This is a genomic window from Veillonella sp. 6_1_27 (assembly GCF_000163735.1).
Taxonomy (GTDB): domain Bacteria; phylum Bacillota; class Negativicutes; order Veillonellales; family Veillonellaceae; genus Veillonella; species Veillonella parvula_A.
Genome location: NZ_GG770217.1, coordinates 348,647 through 370,532, shown reverse-complemented (window position 1 = coordinate 370,532; position 21,886 = coordinate 348,647). Strand labels below are relative to the sequence as shown.

Here is a 21,886-nt window from a genome sequence, read left to right as displayed (position 1 = left end):
AATATTGATTATAAATTAAATAAACGAATTGATGGCGTAGAAACCAACTGTGTTTGTTCTGCTTTTAGAATAAACTATAATTGAGAATTAAGTGAAAAAAGGAGTTTTATTATGAAAAACGTACAACAAGTAAATCAATATTTAGCAGATCTTTCCGTATGGAATGTAAAATTACATAATTTACACTTCAATGTAACTGGTCCGCAATTCAAATCCATCCATGAATACTTGGAATCCATCTATGATGAAGCATTTGAATACTTTGATGCCGTAGCAGAACATGTGAAAATGCAAGGTCAATTTCCATTGGTAAATTCTGCAGAATACACAAAATTGACTAAAATCGAAGAACTTGGTCAAGAAGACATCCCTCAAGCAAAGGTAATTGATATCCTTCTTAAAGATTTTAAATACATGAATGATCAAGCTGTAGCAATTCGTGCAGCCGCTGATGAAGAAGGTGATTTCTTGCTCGTAAGCATGATGGAAGATCACGTTGCATACTATGTAAAACAGATCTGGTTCATCGAATCTATGCTGAAATAAGACGATTGACAATGCCTTATTGGGTATGATATGATTACCCAGTAAAGCATGGAGGATTACTCAAGAGGCTGAAGAGGACGGTTTGCTAAATCGTTAGGGCGGGTTACCGTCGCTAGGGTTCGAATCCCTAATCCTCCGCCATGTAAAGACCCCACATCACTCGATGTGGGGTCTTTTTGTATAATATATTAATTTATTATATTATTTATATAGGCCTAATTTGTGAGGATTCGAGTGAGTCCAAGGCCTTATTAGTATTGAATGACACAGGTGTGTAAGGGTATAGAGTTGACGTATGTCTAGGGGTTTCATATAATAGATTGTATAAAATGTAATTTTAAGGAGACTCTTATGAATACAAAACATACACGTCAAATGAATCGTATCCGTCGAGCGTTAGGCATTGGCACATTATGCCTCGTTGCGTCTGTTGGCTTTAGTCATGCTGAAAGTATTGCCATTCCAAGTGCACGTCCTATGGTGGATGGCGTAAGTGCTGATGTAGAGACTGTTAGTAGTTCTAGTAAAGGGCAACAGCATGTAAACTCAGATGTTATTACGCCTAATGATTGGACGTATACAGCGTTACAAAGACTCATTAAACATGGTGCTATTACAGATACCCACGGATTTACTTTTGATGGTGCTAGCTACACAAAGGATGAGCTTATGCCACTTATCGATGAGGTAGTCACAAAACGTGAGCAAATGAACGACAATGATCGGGAATATGCATTGCGTATCTACCAAGAAAATATGCGTGATGTAATGGATTACCGTATTGCTCGCGATAAAAAAGTTACTGACGAGCGCCGTCAAAAACTAGATGAAAAGCGTGCTGAAAAGGCTAAAAAATCTGGTAAGATGTATCAAGTATCCAAGGATCAACAAGAGGCTCTTGATAAGGCTGGTGATGAAGTAGCAAAACCGGAAGAACGCGCTTTAACAGATGAACAAATCAAAGAAAAAATGAAGAAATTCAAAATTGATGATTCTCGCGTTAAGGTAAATAATGAAGTGCGTATTCGTTACGCTGATTCCAAGGATAAAAAGTCCAAAACAGATGCTCGTATGCAGACGGAGATGACCTTCACTCTATAACTCTTAGTAAGGGGTTATAATGATTGATTTTTTAAAGAAACAGTTGTTTACTGTCCATCAAAATGGTAAGCAGCAGGTAAGTGAGGTCTTTAAATATATAGGACCTGGTATAATCGTAACCGTTGGATTTATCGATCCGGGCAACTGGGCTGCTAACTTGGCAGCTGGTGCCAGTTATGGTTACGAATTATTGTGGGTAGTCACACTATCTACGATTATGCTCATTTTATTACAGCATAATGTGGCACATTTAGGCATTGTACGCGGTCAATGCTTGTCGGAATGTGCCTATGAATTCTTACCGCGTTATGCATCTCGCTTTGTGCTTAGCACGGCAGGAATTGCGGCGGCAGCGACGGCCTTGGCTGAGTTTATTGGCGCCGCTATCGCCTTGAAGATGCTCTTTGGTATTCCTATCTTGATAGGCAGCATTTTGACGGCTCTTATCTGTACGGTCATGCTCATTACGAACTCCTATCGTAAATTAGAGCGAATCATTGCTGGCTTTGTATCCCTCATCGCATTGGCGTACCTCGTTGAGGTAAATATGGTCAACGTGGATTGGGCAACGGCTGGTATCGGTTGGGTGGATCCTAATATACCTAATGAATCGATGCTCGTTATTTTGAGTATATTAGGGGCTGTAATTATGCCTCATAACTTGTTTTTACACTCTGAAATCATCCAAAGTCGCCAGTTTAATACACAAGACCCAGCGATTATGAAACGGCAGTTGCGCTATGAATTCCTCGATACTTTGTTATCTATGGGGATTGGGTGGATGATTAACTCTGCCATGATTATATTGGCGGCGGCTGTCTTCTTTGCTCATGGTATTGAAGTAACAGAGCTTGAACAGGCTGAAGAGTTGTTGCGACCACTCATTGGACCCGCAGCGGGTATTATTTTTGCAATAGCATTGTTATTTGCAGGTTTTGCCTCATCCGCTACAGCAGGTATGGCGGGGGCAAGTATCTTTGCAGGAATGTTTGGCGAGTCTTACGATATGAAAGACTTCCATACGCGATTAGGCTTGGCACTAACATATGTTCCAGCATTATTGTTGATCGTGTTTATTACAGATTCCTTCCAAGCATTATTGTTCTCTCAAATGTTCTTGAGCTTGCAATTACCAATCACCATCTTCTTGCAACTTTACATGACAAGTAGCCGCAAGGTCATGGGAGAATACGCGAACCGTAAATTTACAAATATTCTCTTATGGAGCATAGGTATCATCGTTACGATCATGAATATCTACTTATTGATTGTAGGCTAATAGAACATTCTTTGTTAGTTACCAAAAGGTTTATTATAAAATCATAATTAGAATACAGCATTAGAGTACAATATTAGAGTATAATATTAGAGTACAACATTAGAATACAAAATTAAAATGCAAAGGACCGCTATGGCGGTCCTTTTGTCATGTTGCTAACGTATCTATTATGTGAAAAGCGTATCTTTGAATACCCAAGAGGGGTATAAAATATGGTACAATTAAAAATAGTATAATTAAGATTAATATAATATCTGTTGGGGATATTCCTTAGCAGTGTGATATATGGAAAACTAGGAGGCCCTAATGGCAAAGGAAATCAAAGTGCAAGAGACAATACAATCTGATTTTAGTGTTGTGGTTAACGACATTGCTGAAGAGTTATTGACGCGCCTCAATATGGATGAGGATGGTTCTGTTATCGATATGTTCCAAACAGGCTCTTTTGATCCTTGGCAGTTATTCGTATTTTTTGGCGCTTTAGAAAAAGCTCTTATTGAGTTCAGAACGGATAAACGCAAGAAAACGGTTATCGTTCATGCACAACCTGAGGCTCTTATTGGCATAGGCCGCGTAGTGACACCTGTATCTACTATGCTTGAGCATGTATTGATGTCTCGTTTGAACGACATGAGTGAAGGCCGCTTGGAAACAGGCATGCTTACAGTATCTGCTGAAAGTATCGATTATGAAGGTGTAAACCTTAAAGGGCGTCACGTGGTTATCGTATGCGACCTTGTAGATGAAGATTCTAATTATCTCAAAGAATGCATTAAATTATGTAAAGAATTGAAAGCAAGCCACGTAGTGGCGGTGCCTCTCATGTTGTGGAACCCAGAATTGATCGATAATTTGACAGAGGAATCTATTAAGGCGGAATTATCTCATGAAAATCGTCCTCTCTCCTAGTAAGACAAAAACGATTACCGATGTTGCTAGAAATGATGAGGCAGTACATCATGCAGTCCGAGACAGCCAATTTCAGCCGAACATCACGAAAAAGATTATAAATCATGTACAATCTCTTGATGTAGCAGCTCTTGGAAAGGCGCTAAAGCTAAAGGCTGATAAGGCACAGGCTGTCTTTGATTTTTACCAGGACTTTGAGTCCCATCCAGTAGGTATCGCTTGTGAAAGCTACGATGGTATTGCTTTCAAATATTTAGACTGGTTGAACTTATCTGATGAAGCCAAGACCTTTGGTGAAAGCCACCTCGTTGTGATGTCCGCGTTGTATGGTGTCGTTGAACCTAATATGGGGGTGCGCAACTATCGACTCGATATGGTTGATAAGGTAGGCGTTAATTTATACGATACATGGCGTGAAGCAGTGGATGCATACTTTCACAAGGAAGATTGGATCCTAAACCTAGCATCTAAAGAATATGCAAAAATGGTGAACCATCCAAAGGTGGTAACCATTGAATTTTGGGAATTACGGGGCAACACGTTTAAGCAGATGAGTACGTCCTCCAAAATGAGTCGAGGTGTGATGGCTCACGAATGTTTAACACGACAAGTGAAACATGTGCGGGACTTGCCGCGCGAAATTAATGGATTTACCTGTGTCTCTGACATTGAATCCATTACCATACCAAGCGAATCGATGACGATTCGTTACGAAAGGAAGTGATTGTTTGCAAGTGCAAGACATTCTTGCAAAAGACCTTGTCGGTGATGAATGGCTGACCGAGGAGGAACTAAGATTTCTCATGTCTGTAACTGATGAAGAGCAGTTGCAGTTGATATATAAAAAGGCCTACGAAGTGAAGGCAAAATACGTAAAGCCTGTAGCGTATTATCGTGGCCTCATCGAGTTCTCGAACCGATGCATTAAGAATTGTAATTACTGCGGTATCCGCCGAGAAAACGATAAGGCGGAACGCTTTGATATGAATCGCGAAGATATCATCAAGATGGCACAGTGGGCGTACGATCATGAATATGGTTCCATTACACTCCAATCTGGTGAACGCTGTGATGATGCCTTTGTGGACTATGTTGTGGATTTAATTCGCGATATTAAAGCCATTGGTGATGGTTCTCTTGGCATAACGATGTGTGTAGGGGAACAAAGCGAAGAGGCGTACCGTCGCATGCGTGAAGCTGGTGCGAGTCGTTATTTATTACGCATTGAAACAACCAATACAGATTTATACCATAAGATTCATCCTCGTGATGAATTACATTCCTTTGAGACGCGCGTAGAATGCTTACGTCGTTTGCGCCGCGTAGGCTTCCAAGTTGGCACAGGTGTTATGATTGGTCTACCTGGGCAAACAGAAGATGATCTCGTAAATGATATCTTGTTCTATCGCGATATGGATATCGACATGATCGGTATGGGCCCTTATGTGGTGCATCATGATACGCCTCTGGGCCAAGAAGCATTGGCAATGGGCATTGATGATGAAGAGGGTAAGTTGCGACGAGTTCAACTGGGCCTCAAGATGATTGCCCTAACTCGTTTATTCTTGAAAGACGTAAACATTGCGGCAACTACTGCCTTACAAGCACTAGATAAACTAGGCCGTGAAAAAGGTTTAGCGGCTGGGGCGAATATCCTAATGCCTATCATCACCATTCCTGAACACCGTGCAAAATATTTGCTATATGATAATAAACCTTGCGTGGACGACAATGCAGAACAATGTAAAGACTGCCTGACGCGCCGCGTAATGTCCATCGGTGATACAGTAGGTTGGAAACAAAATGGGGACTCCAAACACTACGGTAAACGGACGGGAGAATTTTAGTATTCTATGATTTACCTATATCTTTTAGTGAATTATATATTTACCACTAGTATTGCCTATATATAGATGGGACCCCGTTACATAATGACAACTTAATTAAAAAAGACGGTCTATACTTGCTTGCTCCTCGTTCCTGATGTCGCTGCACAAGTACAGACCGTCTTTTTTATAACTTTGTGAGGGCACTAGTCCCATCTATATAGGTTTACGAATAAAGCTTTATTAATAGATCTTTAACTTCATTATAAACATAGAAATACTAAAATTCTTTAGGAATAGAAGGAAAGTCGTCGAAACTATAGATGACTAGTATTGCAATATTAGTTATACTCTGTACGGGTACGGAACTCTTCTAAGTCCTTATTGGTAAATTTGAGTCTTTATTCGTCAAATATAGATTGAAGAATTATATTAATCCTCTTTTTGGAGAAATTTTTCTCAGAAAAAGAGGATTTTTCTATTGTAGTGTCGAAATGTATTAGCAAAGCCGTAATTTGCCAGTAAGGAGGCGATTCCAATGAAAGAGTACAGTAGTGATAAAATTAGAAACGTTGCTGTTGTTTCCCACGATGGTGCGGGCAAAACAGCTCTTGTTGAATCCTTGTTGTTAACTTCTGGTGCGGTTGATTTCGTAGGTAAAGGTCAAGATAATAAACATATTATGGACTTTGAACCGGAAGAAATTAAACGTAATGTAACTATTCAATTGGGCATGGCGCCATGTGAGTGGCATGACCATAAGGTTAACTTCATAGACACTCCAGGCTATAACGAATTCCATGGCGAAGTTCGTGCCGCTTTGCGTGCTTGTGATGGTATGTTGATGGTGCTATCCTCCACATCTGGTGTAGAAACTGACACAGTTCGCGCATGGGATTATGCAGTTGAATTACAAATGCCTCGCATGGCATTTATCAATAAAATGGATGTTGATGGTGCTGACTTCTTTGGCACTATTGAAAGAATGCGGGAATTATTTGGCAAAGGCATTATGCCATTGCAGATTCCTATCGGTGAAGGTGCCGATTTTGAAGGCGTTGTAGACGTAGCGAAAATGACTGCGTTTACTTATAAGGACGGCCAACCAACAGAGGTCGCTGTACCAGCTCACCTTATCGAAAAGGCTCAAGAAATTCGGGAAATGACCGTAGAAGCCGCGGCTGAAGGTAGCGATGAGTTGTTGGAAAAATATTTAGAAGGCGAAGAATTATCCTTAGAGGAAATCCGCCAAGGCTTGCGTGAAGGGATGATTAGTGGCCGTGTGTGCCCAATCATGTGTGGCAGTGCCACATCTCGTATTGGCTTAGATCAAGTATTGGATCGTATGATCCGTTACATGCCGGATGCAACTAAAAAAGTGATGACCGCAACTGATGCGGAAACCGGCGAACAATGTGTTGTACATGTAGATAAACCATTAACTGCATTCGTATTTAAAACATTGTTAGACCCATTCGCAGGCAAACAAAGCTTTGTACGTATCTTCTCTGGTGAACTGAAAGAAGGCGATCGCCTTTATGATGTAAACCAAGGTGTAGAAGAAAAATGGGGCAAGATGGTTACCCTTATCGGGAAGCAACAAATCCCTGTATCTGCTGCTAAAGCTGGCGATATCGTAGTGATACCGAAATTGGCCAATGCTAAGACCGGCGATACATTAACGGCTCCTGACTTTAAAGTAACATACGATGCTATTCGTTTCCCTCAACCTCTATATACAGTGGCTATGGAGCCAGTGAAAAAAGGTGAGGAGGAAAAATTAGCTAGTGCTGTTCTTAAAGTGGCAGAAGAAGATCCTACTTGCGTAGTAGTGAAAAATGCTGAAGCTCGCCAATTACAAATCGATTGTATGGGCGAAGTACATCTTGAGCATATCCTCAACAAAATGGACCGTAAATACGGCGTACAAGCTAAACTTGTGGCTCCATATATTCCATACCGCGAAACCATTAAAGGCTCTGCTGAAACCGAGTCTAAGTATAAGAAACAAAGTGGCGGTCATGGTCAATATGGTCACGTTAAGATTCAAGTGGATCCATTATATGATGGTAGCGAATTTGCATTCGTAGACAAAATTTTTGGTGGTGCTGTACCTAAGCAATACATACCAGCAGTGGAAAAGGGTGCCAAAGAAACCCTAGATAAAGGCCTAATTGCAGGATATCCTATGATTGGCGTGCAAGTGACACTCTTGGATGGATCTTACCACAGCGTAGACTCCTCAGAGTTAGCATTTAAAGTAGCTACGTCACAGGCTATCAAGGATGTGATTCCTAAGGCGAAACCAGTACTATTAGAACCAATCTATGAAGTCAACGTGTTTGCACCAGATGCTTTCATGGGCGACATTATGGGTGATTTGAATAGCCGTCGAGGTCGTGTATTAGGCATGGAACAAAGTGAAAGAACCGGTATTTCCGTTGTTAAAGCACAAGTACCATTGGCTGAAATGTCCGATTATGTGACTGCATTGCGCTCCATTACACAAGGACAAGGCGTATTTAACCGTCAGTTCTATACCTATGAAGAGGTTCCACATAAGCAAGCGGAAGAAATTATCGCTGCTCATAAAACCCAAGAATAAGGTAATGGCCACATGCTGTATTTAATACAGTTTGAATCACTACAACTGAATAGACAATTGCATAATGTAACAATTTAATACTGTAACAATTTCATAGTGTAATGATTGACGTAAGTCATAAATTTGAATAGTATTTTACTGAGGCCCTCCATATATGTAGCGTATGGAGGGCTTTTACATAAGAGAATAGCTAGTTCTTTATGTATATATGTGCTAACATAAAAGGTAATATAATTGGTTTATTGTGGTGCCATATCCATAGATATTGTGAAAGGATTGTGTATGTTTTTCTCTAATATTACCGCAGATTATACAAAAATGGGCTATCCTAAAGCCATCGTGCGCGCTTTGGATTTCTTGAAAAACACAGATTTGAAAGCGTTGCCTGGAGGGCGTCATGCCATCGAGGGTGACATGATGTATGCTAACGTAGATGATGTAGAAACAAAACTATTTGAAGCTACAAAACCAGAATCGCATCGTAATTATGTAGATATCCAATTTATGGTGAGCGGCGAGGAAAACATGGGCTTTTTCGTAGATAAAGGTCTCGTTAAACCTGTGGAGTCCTATCCAGATCGAGATTGCTATTTCTATCCTAATGAAGCGGTTGATGAAGGGCAAATCCATTGCCCAGAAGGGTACTACACCGTATTCTTCCCCTCTGATGTTCATCGGCCCTTGCTTGCTGTAAACGATAAACCCATCAAAATCCGTAAGGTGGTTGTGAAAGTTCACGTATCTTTGCTCGGTGACTAGCATGAAACAATATGAAGTTATTGGTGTTATTATAACTTTATTAGGCGCTGTTTTATGGGGTGTATCAGGTGCATCCGTACAGTTCTTAAGCAATTTTAGAGATATGAATTTGGAATGGCTAGTAACTATGCGATTGATTACAGCAGGTTTACTAACTGTTATTTATGCATGGTTTAGATTTGGAAATTCTATCTTTAATGTATTTCATAGTGTAAAGGATACGCTAGGACTCATTATTTTTGGCGTATTTGGAATGGCATTATGCCAATATACATACTTTAGATCCATTGCTTTAGCTGGAGCTGGCATTGCAACGGTTTTACAATATCTGGCGCCGTCTATGATTATTATTTACCTGCTGGTTCGCTATGGTAAACGACCATCCAAGGGGGAGACGGTTTCTGTTATACTTGCCTTAGTGGGGACCATTTGTTTGATGGGGAATGGTGATGGTCTTTCTATTAAAAGCTTCCCGATGGCGGTTCTCGTATGGGGGCTTTTATCTGCTGTCGGTGTAGCCGTATATAGTATTTCTCCTGTTGATTTACTCTACAAATATGGCACGTTGCCTATTGTGGGATTCGGGATGTTCATTAGTGGTATTGTAGCCGCTATATTATTCCATCAACCGAATTCATATGCAGTGTGGGACGCATGGACTATTATTGGTTGTTTCAATGTCATATTCCTCGGGACGATAGTATCTTTCAATGCCTATTTAGAAGGGGTTAAACGAATTGGGGCCGTACCAGGATCTATTTTGTCATCTATTGAACCTATTTCGGCGGCTTTCTTTGGGTGGGCTTTTTTAGGAAATGAATTTAGTCTATTAGGGCTAATTGGTATGGCTATGATTATTGCCACCGTTGTTATTATTGCTTGGGATAGACAACGAACTATTAAACGAGAAGTGCTGACAAAATTGAATAAAACAATATTAGAATAAACCGATAAGCACACATATATCACAGAAATCATTTCGTGGTATATGTGTTTTTTGTTATAACATACAGTATATTTTAGATACTGTATACATGCGCCATTTAGTTGACTATTTACCTATCTATTCATATAGTAAATATATACGTGATTATTAGTTTGTTACGGAGGTATTTATGTCTGTAAAAGATTTCGTGCAACAACGGCGCGATGCGTTAATCGCTATGCGTCGCGACTTTCATATGTACCCTGAGCCTGCTTGGCTTGAGTATCGCTCTGCTGCAAAAGTGGCGGATAGGCTTATTTCTTTGGGCTATGATGTGGCGTTAGGCGCAGATGTACTCGATTTAGATTCTCGTATGGGCTTGCCTAGTGATGAGGTTATGAAAGCCGCTATGGATCGCGCCATCAAAGAAGGTGCTAATCCTGAGCTTGTAGAAAAGATGGGCTACGGTAAAACGGCCATTGTTGCAACTATGAAGTTCGGCGGCGAAGGCCCTGTAGTAGCATTTCGTGTAGACATGGACTCTAACGATGTTATCGAAGCTAAAGAGGATAGCCATGTGCCTACAAAGGAAGGATTCCGTTCTTGTCACGATAAGGCGATGCACGCCTGTGGTCATGATGCACATATGACGATGGGGCTAGGCTTAGCGGAATACTTGGCTGCTCATAAGGATGAATTCAAAGGCACTATCAAACTCATCTTCCAACCAGCGGAGGAAGGCGTGCGCGGTGCTAAAGCGATGGCGGAAGCGGGCGTTGTGGATGATGTAGATTTGATGTTCGGCATGCATATTGGGTTTAATGAAAATCTATCCAATTGTTTTGCATGTAGCGATCATGGCTTCTTAGCGACAACAAAACTTGATGCGGTGTTCCACGGTTATTCTGCTCATGCTGGGGGCTCTCCAGAAAAAGCACAAAATGCAATGCTCGCAGGTTGTACTGCGGTGCTTAACTTACAAGCTATCGCTCGTCATAGTCAAGGGGCCTCTCGCATGAATGTAGGTGTTTTTGAAAGCGGTACAGGTCGCAATGTGACGCCTGATGTGGCAGTTCTTAAACTGGAAACTCGTGGAGCTACTACGGAAATCAATGACTACATGATTGAACGAGCAAAGACTATCATTAAAGGTGCTGCAGAAATGCACGATTGTACCTTTGAAATCACAAAACAAGGTGAAACTCCTGCAGGTCGCATCAGCGATGATTTAGCTCGTGAGGTGCAAGCTATCGTGGAGCCACTTGGTATCTTTAAAGAGGTTCCATTCGATTACAGCGGTGGGGGAAGTGAAGACTGTGCGTACTTCTTGAACCGTGTCATTGATCGCGGCGGTAGAGCAACCTACATGGTAGTAGGTTCTGCTATTAAAGCGCCACATCACAATCCACTCTTTGATATCGATGAAGAGGATATGTTAAATGGTATTGTCGCATTGGGTACTATTGCGGCTCACTATTTAAAATAAGGTTTACTGACTAGCCACCATATAGTTTGTCGGTAAATGATGTAGTGGATTGTGAGGTGTTATATGATTCAACGAGAGCGATTAGTTAAAGATTTTGATGCTATGGCCCAATTGACAGCACCTGGTGAGGGCATTAATCGCCTTGCTTTCACCGATGCAGACTGGGAGGGGCGTCAATATATTATAGATCGCATGATTGATGCGGGTTTATCCGTTGAAATAGACGATTTTGGTAATATCATTGGCTATAAGATTGGTAAGAAACCAGATTTACCAGTTGTCATGGTAGGGTCTCATACAGATAGCGTACCCAATGGAGGCAATTACGATGGTGTGGTGGGCGTGTTATCTGCCCTTGAAGTAATTCGTAGTATGATTGACGATGGTTATGAACATGACCATACCATCGCTGTGGTATCCTTCATGTGCGAAGAGTCCGGTCGCTTTGGGGATGCTACACTAGGTAGTAAGGCCATGCGTGGTGAATTAAGATTACAAGACTTACACCGATTGGTAGATAAACAAGGAATTTCCTTATACGAAGCATTGAAAGGTCGCAACTTAAATCCCGATGGGATTGAAGCAATGGAATATAAACGACCTGTAAAGTCTTTCACAGAAATTCATATAGAACAAGGAAAGGTACTGGAGCACGAACAGAAAACGATTGGCATTGTGACTGGTATTGCAGCGCCAGAGCGATTCTATGTGACCATTCGGGGCAATGCCGATCATAGTGGCGCTACGCCGATGAATTTACGCCATGATGCCCTATGTGGAGCCTCAAAAATCATCCTCGGCATCGAGGAGATTGCATCTATGCAAGAGGAACCACCCGTGGTGGGAACTGTTGGCGTTGTGGAGGTTACACCAGGGGCGATGAATGTCATTCCTGGTGCTGTAAAGCTAGGGGTAGACATTCGTAGCATATCTAAGGCAGCTCGTAATTCTGTAGTTACTCTTGTTAAAGAATTTATTGACATTACTGCCGAGAAACGTGGATTATCGTATACAATTGAAACAATTGCACAGGACTATCCAGTGGAGATGCACCCAGCGATGATTCGAGAAATCGAAGAGGCTGTTAAGTCTGTTGGTGTGGAGTACATGACAATGCCTAGCGGTGCCGGTCATGATGCGATGCATTGGGCGGAGGTAGTTCCGACGGGAATGATCTTTATTCCATGCCGTGACGGCATCAGTCATAATCCTGCAGAATTTGCTGAAATGGATGATATCGTAACGGGTGCAGCGGTGCTTGATAAGGTGCTTAGAAAACTTAGCTTGGAAGAAACAAAGCTTGTTTAATATACTTCTTTATGTAGTTATGTAGTTATGTAGTTATGTAGATAAGTAGTTATATAGTTATATGATTATACTGAATATAATTAAGTGATTACTTTTACTATTGTTAGGCCTATTAGGTGTAAGACATAGATAGGATTATTGTATTTAGTGTTGTTAGTTGTGTATTGGGTGTAAAGTGTTTATAGAGGGGATATAGCTATCTTGCATCCTATGTACACGGATAGGAGAGTTATGGTTATTACAGGTATTGTTATCGTAGTAGCGACGTTTATCGCTATTATTAAACAGTTTGAAACGCGGCTCGTTTTATTATTATCAGGCTTATTAATGTGCTTTATTGGTGGGCAGCTTGGCGCTGGTACGACGGCCTTTGTGAAAGAACTTACAAATCCAGGCCTTGTGCCTACAATCTGTACGGTGTTAGGTTTTAGCTATGTTATGGAATATACAAAATGTACGGAGCATATGGTGTATTTCATTTCTGCAGGGCTTAAAAAGATGACTAAAATCATCATCCCAGGTGCCGTTATTATTACATTCTTAATCAACATTGCACTACCTACAGCGGCAGGTTGTGCTGCGGCTGTAGGTGCACTCTTAATTCCTGCCCTCATTCGTTCTGGAGTACATCCAGCAATGGCTGGTTCTGCTATTTTTTTAGGCACATGGGGCAGCTCCTTGAGTCCAGGCCTTATGTTTAACCCTCAAGTGGCACAACTGGCGGGGGTAGACGTAATGACAGTTATTGCCAGCTTCTCCATGCAAGCAATTATCGGTATCGTAGTAGCCGCTATTTTGCTTAATATTGTAGCTATCGTTAAGAAGGAGCATACAGGGTATGTAATGAAAAACGATACTGTAGAGGAAGGCAAAGAGTTCAAAGTAAATTATTTCTATGCAATCATTCCAATTATTCCTCTTGTTTTACTTGTATTAGGTAGTAAACAGGTAGCGGTGATTCCAGAAATCTCCGTTCCTGTATCTATGCTCATCGGTACTGCTATTGGTATCATTGCCGTGCGTCCTAATGTGGCAGAAGCTGTTAAGAAGTTCTTCCGTGGTACTGGAGATGGTATGTGTGATGTAGTGGGCCTTATGGCTGCAGCAGCATGCTTTACAGCAGGGATGCAACTCATTGGACTTACAAGTGCCCTTATTGATGGAATGAAGAACTCTCAACAAATCGCCCAAATCGGGGCAGCCTTTGGTCCGTTCTTATTGGCGGTTATTTCTGGTTCTGGTAATGCGGCAGCTCTTGCCTTTAACGGTGCTGTAACACCGCATGCAGCAGACTTTGGTTATGGTATTATGCAACTTGGATCCATGGCTCAAATCGGTGCTGGTATCGGTCGAAGTATGAGTCCTGTAGCAGGAGCAGGTATCATCATTGCGGGACTTGCAGGTATCAACCCTATGGAAATGGCGAAACGCAATGCCGTCCCATGTATTATTGCGACTGTAGTCATCATGCTATTGTTACTCTAGTTCAATAAAACTATATTGTAAAAGAAAACCCGTCATGATTGTTGTGATCATGACGGGTTTTCTTTGTTATAACTTTTAATAGCCAATCAATATATTTGTATCAAAGCACCAATTCATATGATTTAAACTAGCATGGTAATCAAGATGATTGTATATAAGAGACTAATCAATTGATTATATGTAAGCGGCTAATTATATGATTTTTACGCATATATTGAAAGTTGAGATATAAGTAATATTTATGGATACCAAAGAAAAACGCAATTTGTTTTTATTGCATTTTCATAATATATTATATGTATTAAAGGAATAGTTACTATACCTTTGTGTCAGCCCATGTTTTCATAAATGAGTAAAAAGCCTGTACTGGCTTGGACTCAAGGGCACTATGACGGGTGTACATCCACGTATCCCGAGTCATGATATGACCATCAAGAGCTTTCATGGTTTCCTTAAATAGGTTAGGGTAATCATTACCACAGCTTTGGGTGAGGATGGTAAAACCAAGTCCTTGGTTGACGAGCTTCATACATGTATCGATGTCGTTCACCTCAATGGTGCGCATTGGAGGTTGTGAGTAGTGGGAATACCACCAATCATCAATGGTCTGCTGTAGATTCGGATCTGTCTGATAGTGAATATATGGCAAGCGAGGTAAATCCTCTACAGCACATGGTGTTTTGTTGAAGAAACAAAATGGTTCAGACCAGATATGTTCTTTCGACTCTGCCCAAGTGTGGGCACCGCGGATGATGGCAGCATGTAGGTGACCTTCGAGGAAGTCGTGGTACAGCTTATAGCTGAGTCCAGTATACATGATGATATCGATGTGTGGATAGGTTTCTTTAAAGGTGGATAAGATATGGGGGATATGATACTTTGCGAATACATTTGAGCATCCTAGGTTTAATGTACCGCGTGGTTCACTACCCATAGCTAATAGCTCTTGGCGTACCGAAGTATAGGAATTGAGCAAATCTTCGGCGTATCGTACAAGGCGTTGACCTTGATAGGTAAACTCTACACCACGAGTTTGTCGGTTGATGATGGGACAGTTAAATTCCTTTTCTAATTTTTTTATGCGCTCACTCAATGCAGGTTGCGTCATAAATAGACGACGCGCCGCATAAGTAATATTATTTTCCTCTGCTAAGGTTTTTAAAATTGTACAATCTTTCGTATCCATAAACTCTCCTTTACATATGTATTATTGTACTCTATCCCATAGAGTTGGTACAGACGAGGGGACGCTAGGGCTATACAGATTAGATATAACTAAAGACTAGGTACTAGTAAGAGGAATGGAACTTTCACCAATAAACATGGTGAAAATATAGTGTTTGTAAAGGTTTACACATGCCTGAAAGTAATAAAGGAGTAAGTCATGGTTAAGTTAATTTCAAATGGTGTATTTTTATATCACGGTACGGATATCGTTCCTGCAGATTCTAGTACAGCCCTTGATCAACAAGAAGTTTTTAATAAAGAGCGCGCCTATAAGGAAACGATGGCGTACCGTATTTTAATGGACCACCAACAACATGAAGGTGATCAAGATTTACGCATCAAATTCGATGCCTTAACATCTCACGATATTACCTATGTTGGCATCATTCAAACGGCGATTGCCAGTGGTCTTGATAAATTTCCAATTCCTTACATTTTGACAAACTGTCATAATAGCTTGGCAGCAGTAGGGGGCACGATTAACGAAGACGACCATGTATTCGGCTTATCCGCAGTTCAACGCTTCGGCGGCGTGTATGTACCTCCTCATCTTGCAGTTATTCACCAATATATGCGTGAAACAATGGCAGGCTGTGGCAAAATGATTCTCGGTTCCGACAGTCATACTCGTTACGGTGCTCTTGGTACTATGGCGATTGGTGAGGGCGGTCCAGAGCTTGTAAAACAATTGCTTGGCCGTACGTATGATGTACAACGTCCAGAAGTTATCGCTATTTACCTCGATGGAAAACCTAAACACGGCGTAGGTCCACAAGACGTGGCACTCGCTATTGAAAAAGCTGTATTCGCAAACGGCTTTGTGAAAAATAAAGTAATGGAATTCGTAGGCCCTGGTATTGAACATTTATCCATGGACTTCCGTAACGGCATCGATGTAATGACTACAGAGACTACATGCCTTACAACTATTTGGAGAACAGATAGTACAACGAAAGAATTCTTGACACTTCATGGTCGCGGTGATGCGTACAAAGAGCTTAACCCTGGTGATGTAGCTTATTATGATGGCCTAGTAAAAGTTAATCTTAGGGAAGTGGAAAGTATGATTGCTATGCCATTCCATCCAAGCAATGTATATACAATTAAAGAAATCAACGAAGGTGGTCGCGATTTATTAGCAGAAATCGAACGTCAAGCGGTAGAGCAATTAGATAATAAATCCTTGTCTTTACAATTGCCTGAAAAACATTTTGACGGCAAATTGCATTTAGATCAAGGTATCATCGTAGGGTGCTCTGGTGGTTTATATGAAAACATTATGCAAGCGGCTAACATCGTACGCGGTAAGAGCGTAGGTTCCGGTCGTTTCGCATTTAGCGTTTATCCTTCTAGCCAACCAATTTACTTAGAACTTATGAAAAATGGTGCTCTTGTAGATCTTATGAGTGCTGGTGCCATCGTGCGTACAGCTTTCTGCGGGCCATGCTTTGGTGCAGGTGATACACCTAACAATACTGGACTCAGTGGTCGTCATGCGACACGAAACTTCCCGAATCGCGAAGGTTCTAAACCTGGTAACGGACAAATTTCTTCCGTTGCACTTCTCGACTCCCGTTCCGTAGCGGCTACTGCTATTAACGGTGGTGCATTAACTGCGGCTACTGATATCGATTATGATGATGTAGTACCAGCTTACCACTATGATGATAAACCTTATGAAAGCAAAGTATATAGCGGCTTCAATGAGCCTAAAAAAAATACTGAACTCATTTATGGACCATCCATTAAACCTTGGCCAGCTATTAAAGAATTGACCCCAAATGTATTGCTCAAAGTAGTTGCCTATATCGATGACCCTGTAACGACTACGGATGAGTTGATTCCATCTGGTGAAACATCTTCCTTCCGTTCAGATCCATATGCATTGTCTGAATTTGCCTTGAGCCGTAAGGTTCCTGAATATGTAGGTCGTGCTAAAACCGTTCGCGATTGGGAAAAATCTCGTCAAGAAGGTGAAAGTACAGTAGAGTTAGTCGCTGCATACGAAGAGGTTAAGCAAGCTCTTGGCTTGTCAGAATCTGTAGAAGATATGGCTAAGTCTACAGCTGTTTCCAGCATGGTATATGCTAATCGTCCGGGTGATGGCTCTGCTCGTGAGCAAGCAGCATCCTGTCAACGTGTATTGGGTGGCGGTGCTAATATCGCTATTGAATATGCTACAAAACGTTATCGCAGCAATGTAATTAACTGGGGCATGTTACCGTTCGTAACTAGCGAAGAAGACTCTAAAACTATGGTCGTAGGCGACTATGTATATGTGCCAAATGTGCGTGACCAATTATTCTCTGACTCCGATGATTACACAGCATATGTTATCAGTGGAGGTGCGAAGAAAGCAGAAATCACATTACATTTAGGGCACCTCAGCGATGAAGAAAAAGATATTATCGCAGCAGGTTGTCTCATCAACTACTATGCAAATAGCAAAGCGTAAGTGGTGAACATAAAGGAGTAAGTTATGAACGGGTATAAAGAAATTCCTGTTACCTATATGCGCGGCGGTACTAGTAAAGGGGCGTATCTGTTAAAAGATACGCTTCCAACTGACCAAGCTGCTCGGGATCGTATGATTTTAGATTTATATGGCTCTCCCGATGCGCGTCAAATTAATGGTATCGGTGGTGCTGATCCATTGACGAGCAAGGTGGCTATCGTAAATTCTTCTGACCGCGATGATGCGGATATCGACTACACCTTTGGTTATGTCGGTATCGCTGATGCGGTGGTAGATTACGAAGGTAATTGTGGCAATATTTCTGCTGGTGCAGGGGTATTTGCTATTATGGAAGGCTTTGTGAAAGCCATAGAACCAGAAACAGTGGTTCGTATCTTTAACACAAATACAAATAAGGTTATTGAAGCACATGTGCCAGTACGAGATGGTAAACCTGTTATTGACGGTGATTTTGCTATCGATGGCGTGCCTGGTACAGGTGCTCGTATTACATTATATTTCTTGGAGCCTAGCGGTTCTAAGACGGGTAAGCTACTACCAACAGGCAATGTACAAGATACAATTACATTGGCTGATGGGCGCACAATCCAAGTCAGTCTCGTAGATGCAGCTAATCCAGCTGTATTTGTAAAGGCTACAGACCTTGGTTATGAAGGCACGGAGTTACCGGCTTTCACAGAAACGGATGGCGGTGTATTACTCAATACACTTGAAGATATTCGCACTACTGCAGCTGTAATGATGGGACTTGCTCCATCGAAAGAGGCTGCTAGTCCTGCAGTTCCAAAGGTATGCATGGTGTCCGCACCACAAACCTACGTGGCAAGCGATGGTCGAACTATCGAGGGGAATAGTATAGACATCGTGGCTCGTACAAAGGCACTCGCTGTAATGCATAAAGCGTATGCTGTTACAGGTGGTATTTGTACAGCTACAGCAGCGCTTATTACGGGGACTGTGGCGAACGAAGTAGTGAGCGAACGTGCTAAAGAAACGAATCAAGTTACTTTAGCGCATCCATCAGGGAAATTTGATTTCGAAATATGCCTAACCAAAGATAAGGGTTGGCATGTGGAGAAGGCGGGCGTCGCTAGAACAGCGCGACCGATCATGAAAGGCATAGCTTATGTAAAAGGAGAGTAAGAATGAATAAGCTACTTAAAATTGCAATTATGTTTGCCATTCCTCTGGCAATGTGGTTCATTACACCACCAGAAGGTTTGAGCGTTGGAGCTTGGCGACTGCTAGGTTTCTATTTAATGGCTATCGTTGGTCTTGTTGTTAAACCTTGGCCAGCACCAATTATCTTGTTATTATCTATTGCAGGTTCTGCAATTTTCTTGAATGCTACGAAAAACGTATTGTCTGGTTATGCATCTACCACAGTATGGTTAGTATTCTCTGCGTTCTCCCTCAGTGTGGCGTTCGTAAAAACAGGCCTTGGCCGTCGTATTGCGTACCTATTGATTAAATCCTTAGGTCACACTACATTGCGTCTTGGCTATGTAACTGCTTTATTAGACCTTATTATTTCTCCAGTAACACCTTCCAACACAGCACGTTGTGGCGGTATCGTGTTCCCAATCATGAACTCTGTAGCAAAAGCGTTAGGTTCTGAGCCTGGTGAAAGCGCTAAAAAAGCTGGTTCTTACCTCATGGTTAACACATACATGGTGACTAAGGTAACAAGCTTGATGTTCGCTACAGCAATGGCACCAAACTTATTGGCTGCTGACTACATGAACAAAATCCTCGGCGTAGATATCAACTGGGGCCTTTGGGCATTAGCACTCGTAGTACCAGGTCTTGTGATGCTTCTCATTACACCTGCTTTGGTATACTACTTAGACAAACCATCTATTCAACACATCGACTCTCATGCGATTGCTGATGAAGGTTTGAAAGAACTTGGACCTATGTCTGGTCGCGAGAAATCTCTTATTGCTATCTTTATCCTTGCCTTAGTTGGTTGGGCGTTGCCTTCCATCTTGACGCAAGGCTTTGGCATTAAATTCTCCCTTGATGCAACAGCAGTAGCTATCGTAGCCATGGTAGCAGCTCTTGTAACAGGCGTAATCAAATGGGAAGATATGCTTGAATCCAAAGGTGCTTGGAACACATTGATCTGGTTCGGTGGTATCATCGGTATGTCCAGTGCGTTGTCCAAGGTTAAATTCTTTGAATGGCTAGCTGACTTTATGGGCACACACTTCAACTTCGGCGACAACCCAATGCTGGCTCTTATTATCATCGGCGCTATCAGTATCGCTGTTCGTTACTTGTTCGCCTCTGGTAGTGCGTACGTTGTAGCCATGCTTCCAGTATTCCTTACTGTAGGTAAAGTAGCGGGTGTAAACCCAATGGCGTTGTCCTTGTTACTAGCTGCTACAAACTCCTACGGTGGTGCGTTGACTCACTACGGCGGTGCAGCGGCTCCAATCGTATTCGGTGCAGGTTACAACACAGTTAAGAGCTGGTGGATTATCGGCGGTATCTTCGCTATCATGTGCTTCATCGTAAACCTTACAGTGGGCTACGCATGGTGGGAAATCCTCGGTATCCTATAATACCTAACTAGAGACAATAGTTATTCTATACATATAGAATGATCATCCCCTAGCTAGTGAAATTTTCTAAACTTTTACAAAAAATATAATAAAAGAGCTGTTTCGGAATCAGTACACATCTGAGTTCTGAGAACAGCTCTTTTTATTTGTTTATATAGTTTCTTTAATGCATTTGCACTATTTTCGTTGTATTACGGCGTTACTTTAGTTTTAACGCAACCCATAGGGCAGCGCCGATAAAGGTAAGGCTACATGCCCAGAAAAGGGTTGTGAAGCCAAATTGAGCGGCTACGATGGAACCACCAAAGGAGCCTAGAAAGTAACCCATAGACAAACAAGACTGATTGTACGAGAATACTTGTCCCGTATATTCCTTAGGTGTTTTTGATGCTAAATAGGTATTGAGCGCAGGTAACATACCACCTAGCCCAAAACCTTGCAAGAAACGGATAAACCCAAGTACATACACAGAGTCCACATAGGCTTGCGGTATATTGAGTAGACCTACATAGATCATCGAGTAGATGAGCACCTTTCTAGGGCCTATACGGTCTACTAATTTCCCGAGTGGAGAGCTACTAAAGAATTGGGCGATACCCATGGCAGAGAACACAGCACCAGATATGAAGGCTATATTTTCCGTATTGCTTGGTAGCATTCCTTTAATGTAAACCGTCATAATGGGGGAGATGGCGGTAACCGAAATGGCATACAGGAAGGAGGTTGCAGATAAAGCGACTAAACTAGAAAACTCAGGTAAGTGAGTTTTTAGATTTCTAAAGGTTTGCTTCTCAACAAGTGGCTTTGGAACATAGTTTTCATGTACCAGCATTGCCGTCAAGCCAAAGGAGATAAGCATAAGGGCCCCGATGATAAAGAAGTCATTTCGAATACCTACTACATCACTGAGATACCCTCCTACAAGCGGACCGGCTAGTGAGCCTGCAAGGCTAAAGGATCCTATAATCCCTAGAGCCCAACCTGTATGGTTTTGCGGTGTTTCTGACGCGATAAGTGTTACCGATGCGGGGTAAAAACCGCTTACTAACCCTTGCAATGTACGAACGAGGAACACACCTTCTGGTGTAGTCTGAAAGCCCAATAATATACTACATATAGCCATACCAAGACTAGAGCGTATGAGGGTAATCTTACGTCCCTTACGGTCTGCTAATCGGCCCCAGAAGGGAGCTGCTAAGCAGACAATGAGGAAGGTGATGCCCATGGAGGCACCGGACCATTGTGCTATCGATCCTGTATCGCTTAAGCCCATTTCATGGAAGTATAGAGGGAGAATAGGGCTTACCTGACTAATCCCGAGGGACATGAAGAATATGCAGAATGCGCAAATGTACACCGTTCGTTTCCACGTTTCCAAAGTATCCCT

Annotated in this window: 17 protein-coding genes and 1 tRNA gene; 16 read left to right on the top strand and 2 right to left on the bottom strand. The window is 41.8% G+C overall.

Annotated elements, in window-relative coordinates; all coding sequences use genetic code 11:
- The first annotated feature begins 111 nt into the window (after nt 1-111).
- From HMPREF0874_RS08685 to dcuC, 13 genes are all read left to right on the top strand, one after another.
- Nucleotides 112-546, top strand: a complete 435-nt coding sequence (locus HMPREF0874_RS08685) for a DNA starvation/stationary phase protection protein (protein WP_008603204.1) — start codon at nt 112-114, stop codon at nt 544-546.
- Between the two features lie 50 nt (nt 547-596).
- Nucleotides 597-687 (top strand) — tRNA-Ser (locus tag HMPREF0874_RS08680).
- 210 nt (nt 688-897) lie between these two features.
- Nucleotides 898-1,647: a hypothetical protein gene (locus HMPREF0874_RS08675; RefSeq protein ID WP_008603203.1), complete on the top strand. Its 750-nt coding sequence runs from the start codon at nt 898-900 to the stop codon at nt 1,645-1,647.
- A 19-nt stretch (nt 1,648-1,666) separates the two neighbouring features.
- Nucleotides 1,667-2,926 carry an Nramp family divalent metal transporter gene (locus HMPREF0874_RS08670; RefSeq protein WP_008603201.1) on the top strand — a complete coding sequence of 420 codons (1,260 nt, stop codon included), beginning with the start codon at nt 1,667-1,669 and terminating at the stop codon, nt 2,924-2,926.
- Between the two features lie 306 nt (nt 2,927-3,232).
- Nucleotides 3,233-3,835 (top strand): hypothetical protein, encoded by a 603-nt coding sequence (locus HMPREF0874_RS08665; protein ID WP_008603200.1) that lies wholly within the window; start codon nt 3,233-3,235, stop codon nt 3,833-3,835.
- Nucleotides 3,813-4,559 carry a YaaA family protein gene (locus HMPREF0874_RS08660; protein WP_008603198.1) on the top strand — a complete coding sequence of 249 codons (747 nt, stop codon included), beginning with the start codon at nt 3,813-3,815 and terminating at the stop codon, nt 4,557-4,559. The genes HMPREF0874_RS08665 and HMPREF0874_RS08660 overlap by 23 nt, the downstream gene beginning before the upstream one ends.
- 4 nt (nt 4,560-4,563) lie before the next feature.
- The gene (hydE, locus tag HMPREF0874_RS08655; protein ID WP_008603196.1) at nt 4,564-5,682 is read left to right on the top strand and encodes a [FeFe] hydrogenase H-cluster radical SAM maturase HydE; all 1,119 of its coding nucleotides are present in this window, start codon (nt 4,564-4,566) and stop codon (nt 5,680-5,682) included.
- 517 nt (nt 5,683-6,199) lie between these two features.
- Nucleotides 6,200-8,266 (top strand): elongation factor G, encoded by a 2,067-nt coding sequence (gene fusA / locus HMPREF0874_RS08650; protein WP_008603194.1) that lies wholly within the window; start codon nt 6,200-6,202, stop codon nt 8,264-8,266.
- 282 nt (nt 8,267-8,548) lie between these two features.
- Nucleotides 8,549-9,025: a YhcH/YjgK/YiaL family protein gene (locus tag HMPREF0874_RS08645; RefSeq protein WP_008603192.1), complete on the top strand. Its 477-nt coding sequence runs from the start codon at nt 8,549-8,551 to the stop codon at nt 9,023-9,025.
- A gap of 1 nt (nt 9,026) precedes the next feature.
- Nucleotides 9,027-9,971 carry a DMT family transporter gene (locus HMPREF0874_RS08640; RefSeq protein WP_008603190.1) on the top strand — a complete coding sequence of 315 codons (945 nt, stop codon included), beginning with the start codon at nt 9,027-9,029 and terminating at the stop codon, nt 9,969-9,971.
- Between the two features lie 169 nt (nt 9,972-10,140).
- On the top strand, nt 10,141-11,436 hold the full coding sequence (locus HMPREF0874_RS08635; protein ID WP_008603188.1) for an amidohydrolase: 1,296 nt from the start codon (nt 10,141-10,143) through the stop codon (nt 11,434-11,436).
- Nucleotides 11,437-11,499: 63 nt separating this feature from the next.
- Nucleotides 11,500-12,744: a M20 family metallo-hydrolase gene (locus HMPREF0874_RS08630; protein ID WP_008603186.1), complete on the top strand. Its 1,245-nt coding sequence runs from the start codon at nt 11,500-11,502 to the stop codon at nt 12,742-12,744.
- A gap of 231 nt (nt 12,745-12,975) precedes the next feature.
- A complete protein-coding gene (gene dcuC, locus HMPREF0874_RS08625) occupies nt 12,976-14,229 on the top strand; it encodes a C4-dicarboxylate transporter DcuC (RefSeq protein WP_004697950.1) in 1,254 nt (417 codons plus the stop codon).
- A 316-nt stretch (nt 14,230-14,545) separates the two neighbouring features.
- On the opposite strand, the gene HMPREF0874_RS08620 is transcribed toward dcuC, so the two are convergent.
- The gene (locus HMPREF0874_RS08620; protein WP_004697870.1) at nt 14,546-15,415 is read right to left on the bottom strand and encodes a LysR family transcriptional regulator; all 870 of its coding nucleotides are present in this window, start codon (nt 15,413-15,415) and stop codon (nt 14,546-14,548) included.
- Nucleotides 15,416-15,613: 198 nt separating this feature from the next.
- Between HMPREF0874_RS08620 and HMPREF0874_RS08615 the strand changes: the two genes are divergently transcribed.
- The 3 genes from HMPREF0874_RS08615 to HMPREF0874_RS08605 are packed head-to-tail and all read left to right on the top strand — an operon-like array spanning nt 15,614 to nt 20,499.
- A complete protein-coding gene (locus HMPREF0874_RS08615) occupies nt 15,614-17,911 on the top strand; it encodes a hydratase (RefSeq protein WP_008603183.1) in 2,298 nt (765 codons plus the stop codon).
- Nucleotides 17,912-17,935: 24 nt separating this feature from the next.
- Nucleotides 17,936-19,075: a 2-methylaconitate cis-trans isomerase PrpF family protein gene (locus tag HMPREF0874_RS08610; RefSeq protein ID WP_008603178.1), complete on the top strand. Its 1,140-nt coding sequence runs from the start codon at nt 17,936-17,938 to the stop codon at nt 19,073-19,075.
- Between the two features lie 2 nt (nt 19,076-19,077).
- The gene (locus tag HMPREF0874_RS08605) at nt 19,078-20,499 is read left to right on the top strand and encodes an anion permease (protein WP_008603176.1); all 1,422 of its coding nucleotides are present in this window, start codon (nt 19,078-19,080) and stop codon (nt 20,497-20,499) included.
- 199 nt (nt 20,500-20,698) lie between these two features.
- Here the strand turns inward: HMPREF0874_RS08605 and HMPREF0874_RS08600 are convergent, their stop codons facing one another.
- The gene (locus tag HMPREF0874_RS08600; protein ID WP_008603175.1) at nt 20,699-21,877 is read right to left on the bottom strand and encodes an MFS transporter; all 1,179 of its coding nucleotides are present in this window, start codon (nt 21,875-21,877) and stop codon (nt 20,699-20,701) included.
- Between the last annotated feature and the right edge of the window lie 9 nt (nt 21,878-21,886).

Coding starts and splice junctions, on each gene's coding strand:
- HMPREF0874_RS08660 (WP_008603198.1), top strand. CDS start 3,813: ATGAAAATCGTCCTCTCTCCTAGTAAGACAAAAACGATTACCGATGTT.
- HMPREF0874_RS08630 (WP_008603186.1), top strand. CDS start 11,500: ATGATTCAACGAGAGCGATTAGTTAAAGATTTTGATGCTATGGCCCAA.
- dcuC (WP_004697950.1), top strand. CDS start 12,976: ATGGTTATTACAGGTATTGTTATCGTAGTAGCGACGTTTATCGCTATT.
- HMPREF0874_RS08635 (WP_008603188.1), top strand. CDS start 10,141: ATGTCTGTAAAAGATTTCGTGCAACAACGGCGCGATGCGTTAATCGCT.
- HMPREF0874_RS08610 (WP_008603178.1), top strand. CDS start 17,936: ATGAACGGGTATAAAGAAATTCCTGTTACCTATATGCGCGGCGGTACT.
- HMPREF0874_RS08645 (WP_008603192.1), top strand. CDS start 8,549: ATGTTTTTCTCTAATATTACCGCAGATTATACAAAAATGGGCTATCCT.
- HMPREF0874_RS08605 (WP_008603176.1), top strand. CDS start 19,078: ATGAATAAGCTACTTAAAATTGCAATTATGTTTGCCATTCCTCTGGCA.
- HMPREF0874_RS08615 (WP_008603183.1), top strand. CDS start 15,614: ATGGTTAAGTTAATTTCAAATGGTGTATTTTTATATCACGGTACGGAT.
- HMPREF0874_RS08640 (WP_008603190.1), top strand. CDS start 9,027: ATGAAACAATATGAAGTTATTGGTGTTATTATAACTTTATTAGGCGCT.
- HMPREF0874_RS08670 (WP_008603201.1), top strand. CDS start 1,667: ATGATTGATTTTTTAAAGAAACAGTTGTTTACTGTCCATCAAAATGGT.
- HMPREF0874_RS08685 (WP_008603204.1), top strand. CDS start 112: ATGAAAAACGTACAACAAGTAAATCAATATTTAGCAGATCTTTCCGTA.
- HMPREF0874_RS08665 (WP_008603200.1), top strand. CDS start 3,233: ATGGCAAAGGAAATCAAAGTGCAAGAGACAATACAATCTGATTTTAGT.
- fusA (WP_008603194.1), top strand. CDS start 6,200: ATGAAAGAGTACAGTAGTGATAAAATTAGAAACGTTGCTGTTGTTTCC.
- HMPREF0874_RS08675 (WP_008603203.1), top strand. CDS start 898: ATGAATACAAAACATACACGTCAAATGAATCGTATCCGTCGAGCGTTA.
- HMPREF0874_RS08620 (WP_004697870.1), bottom strand. CDS start 15,415: ATGGATACGAAAGATTGTACAATTTTAAAAACCTTAGCAGAGGAAAAT.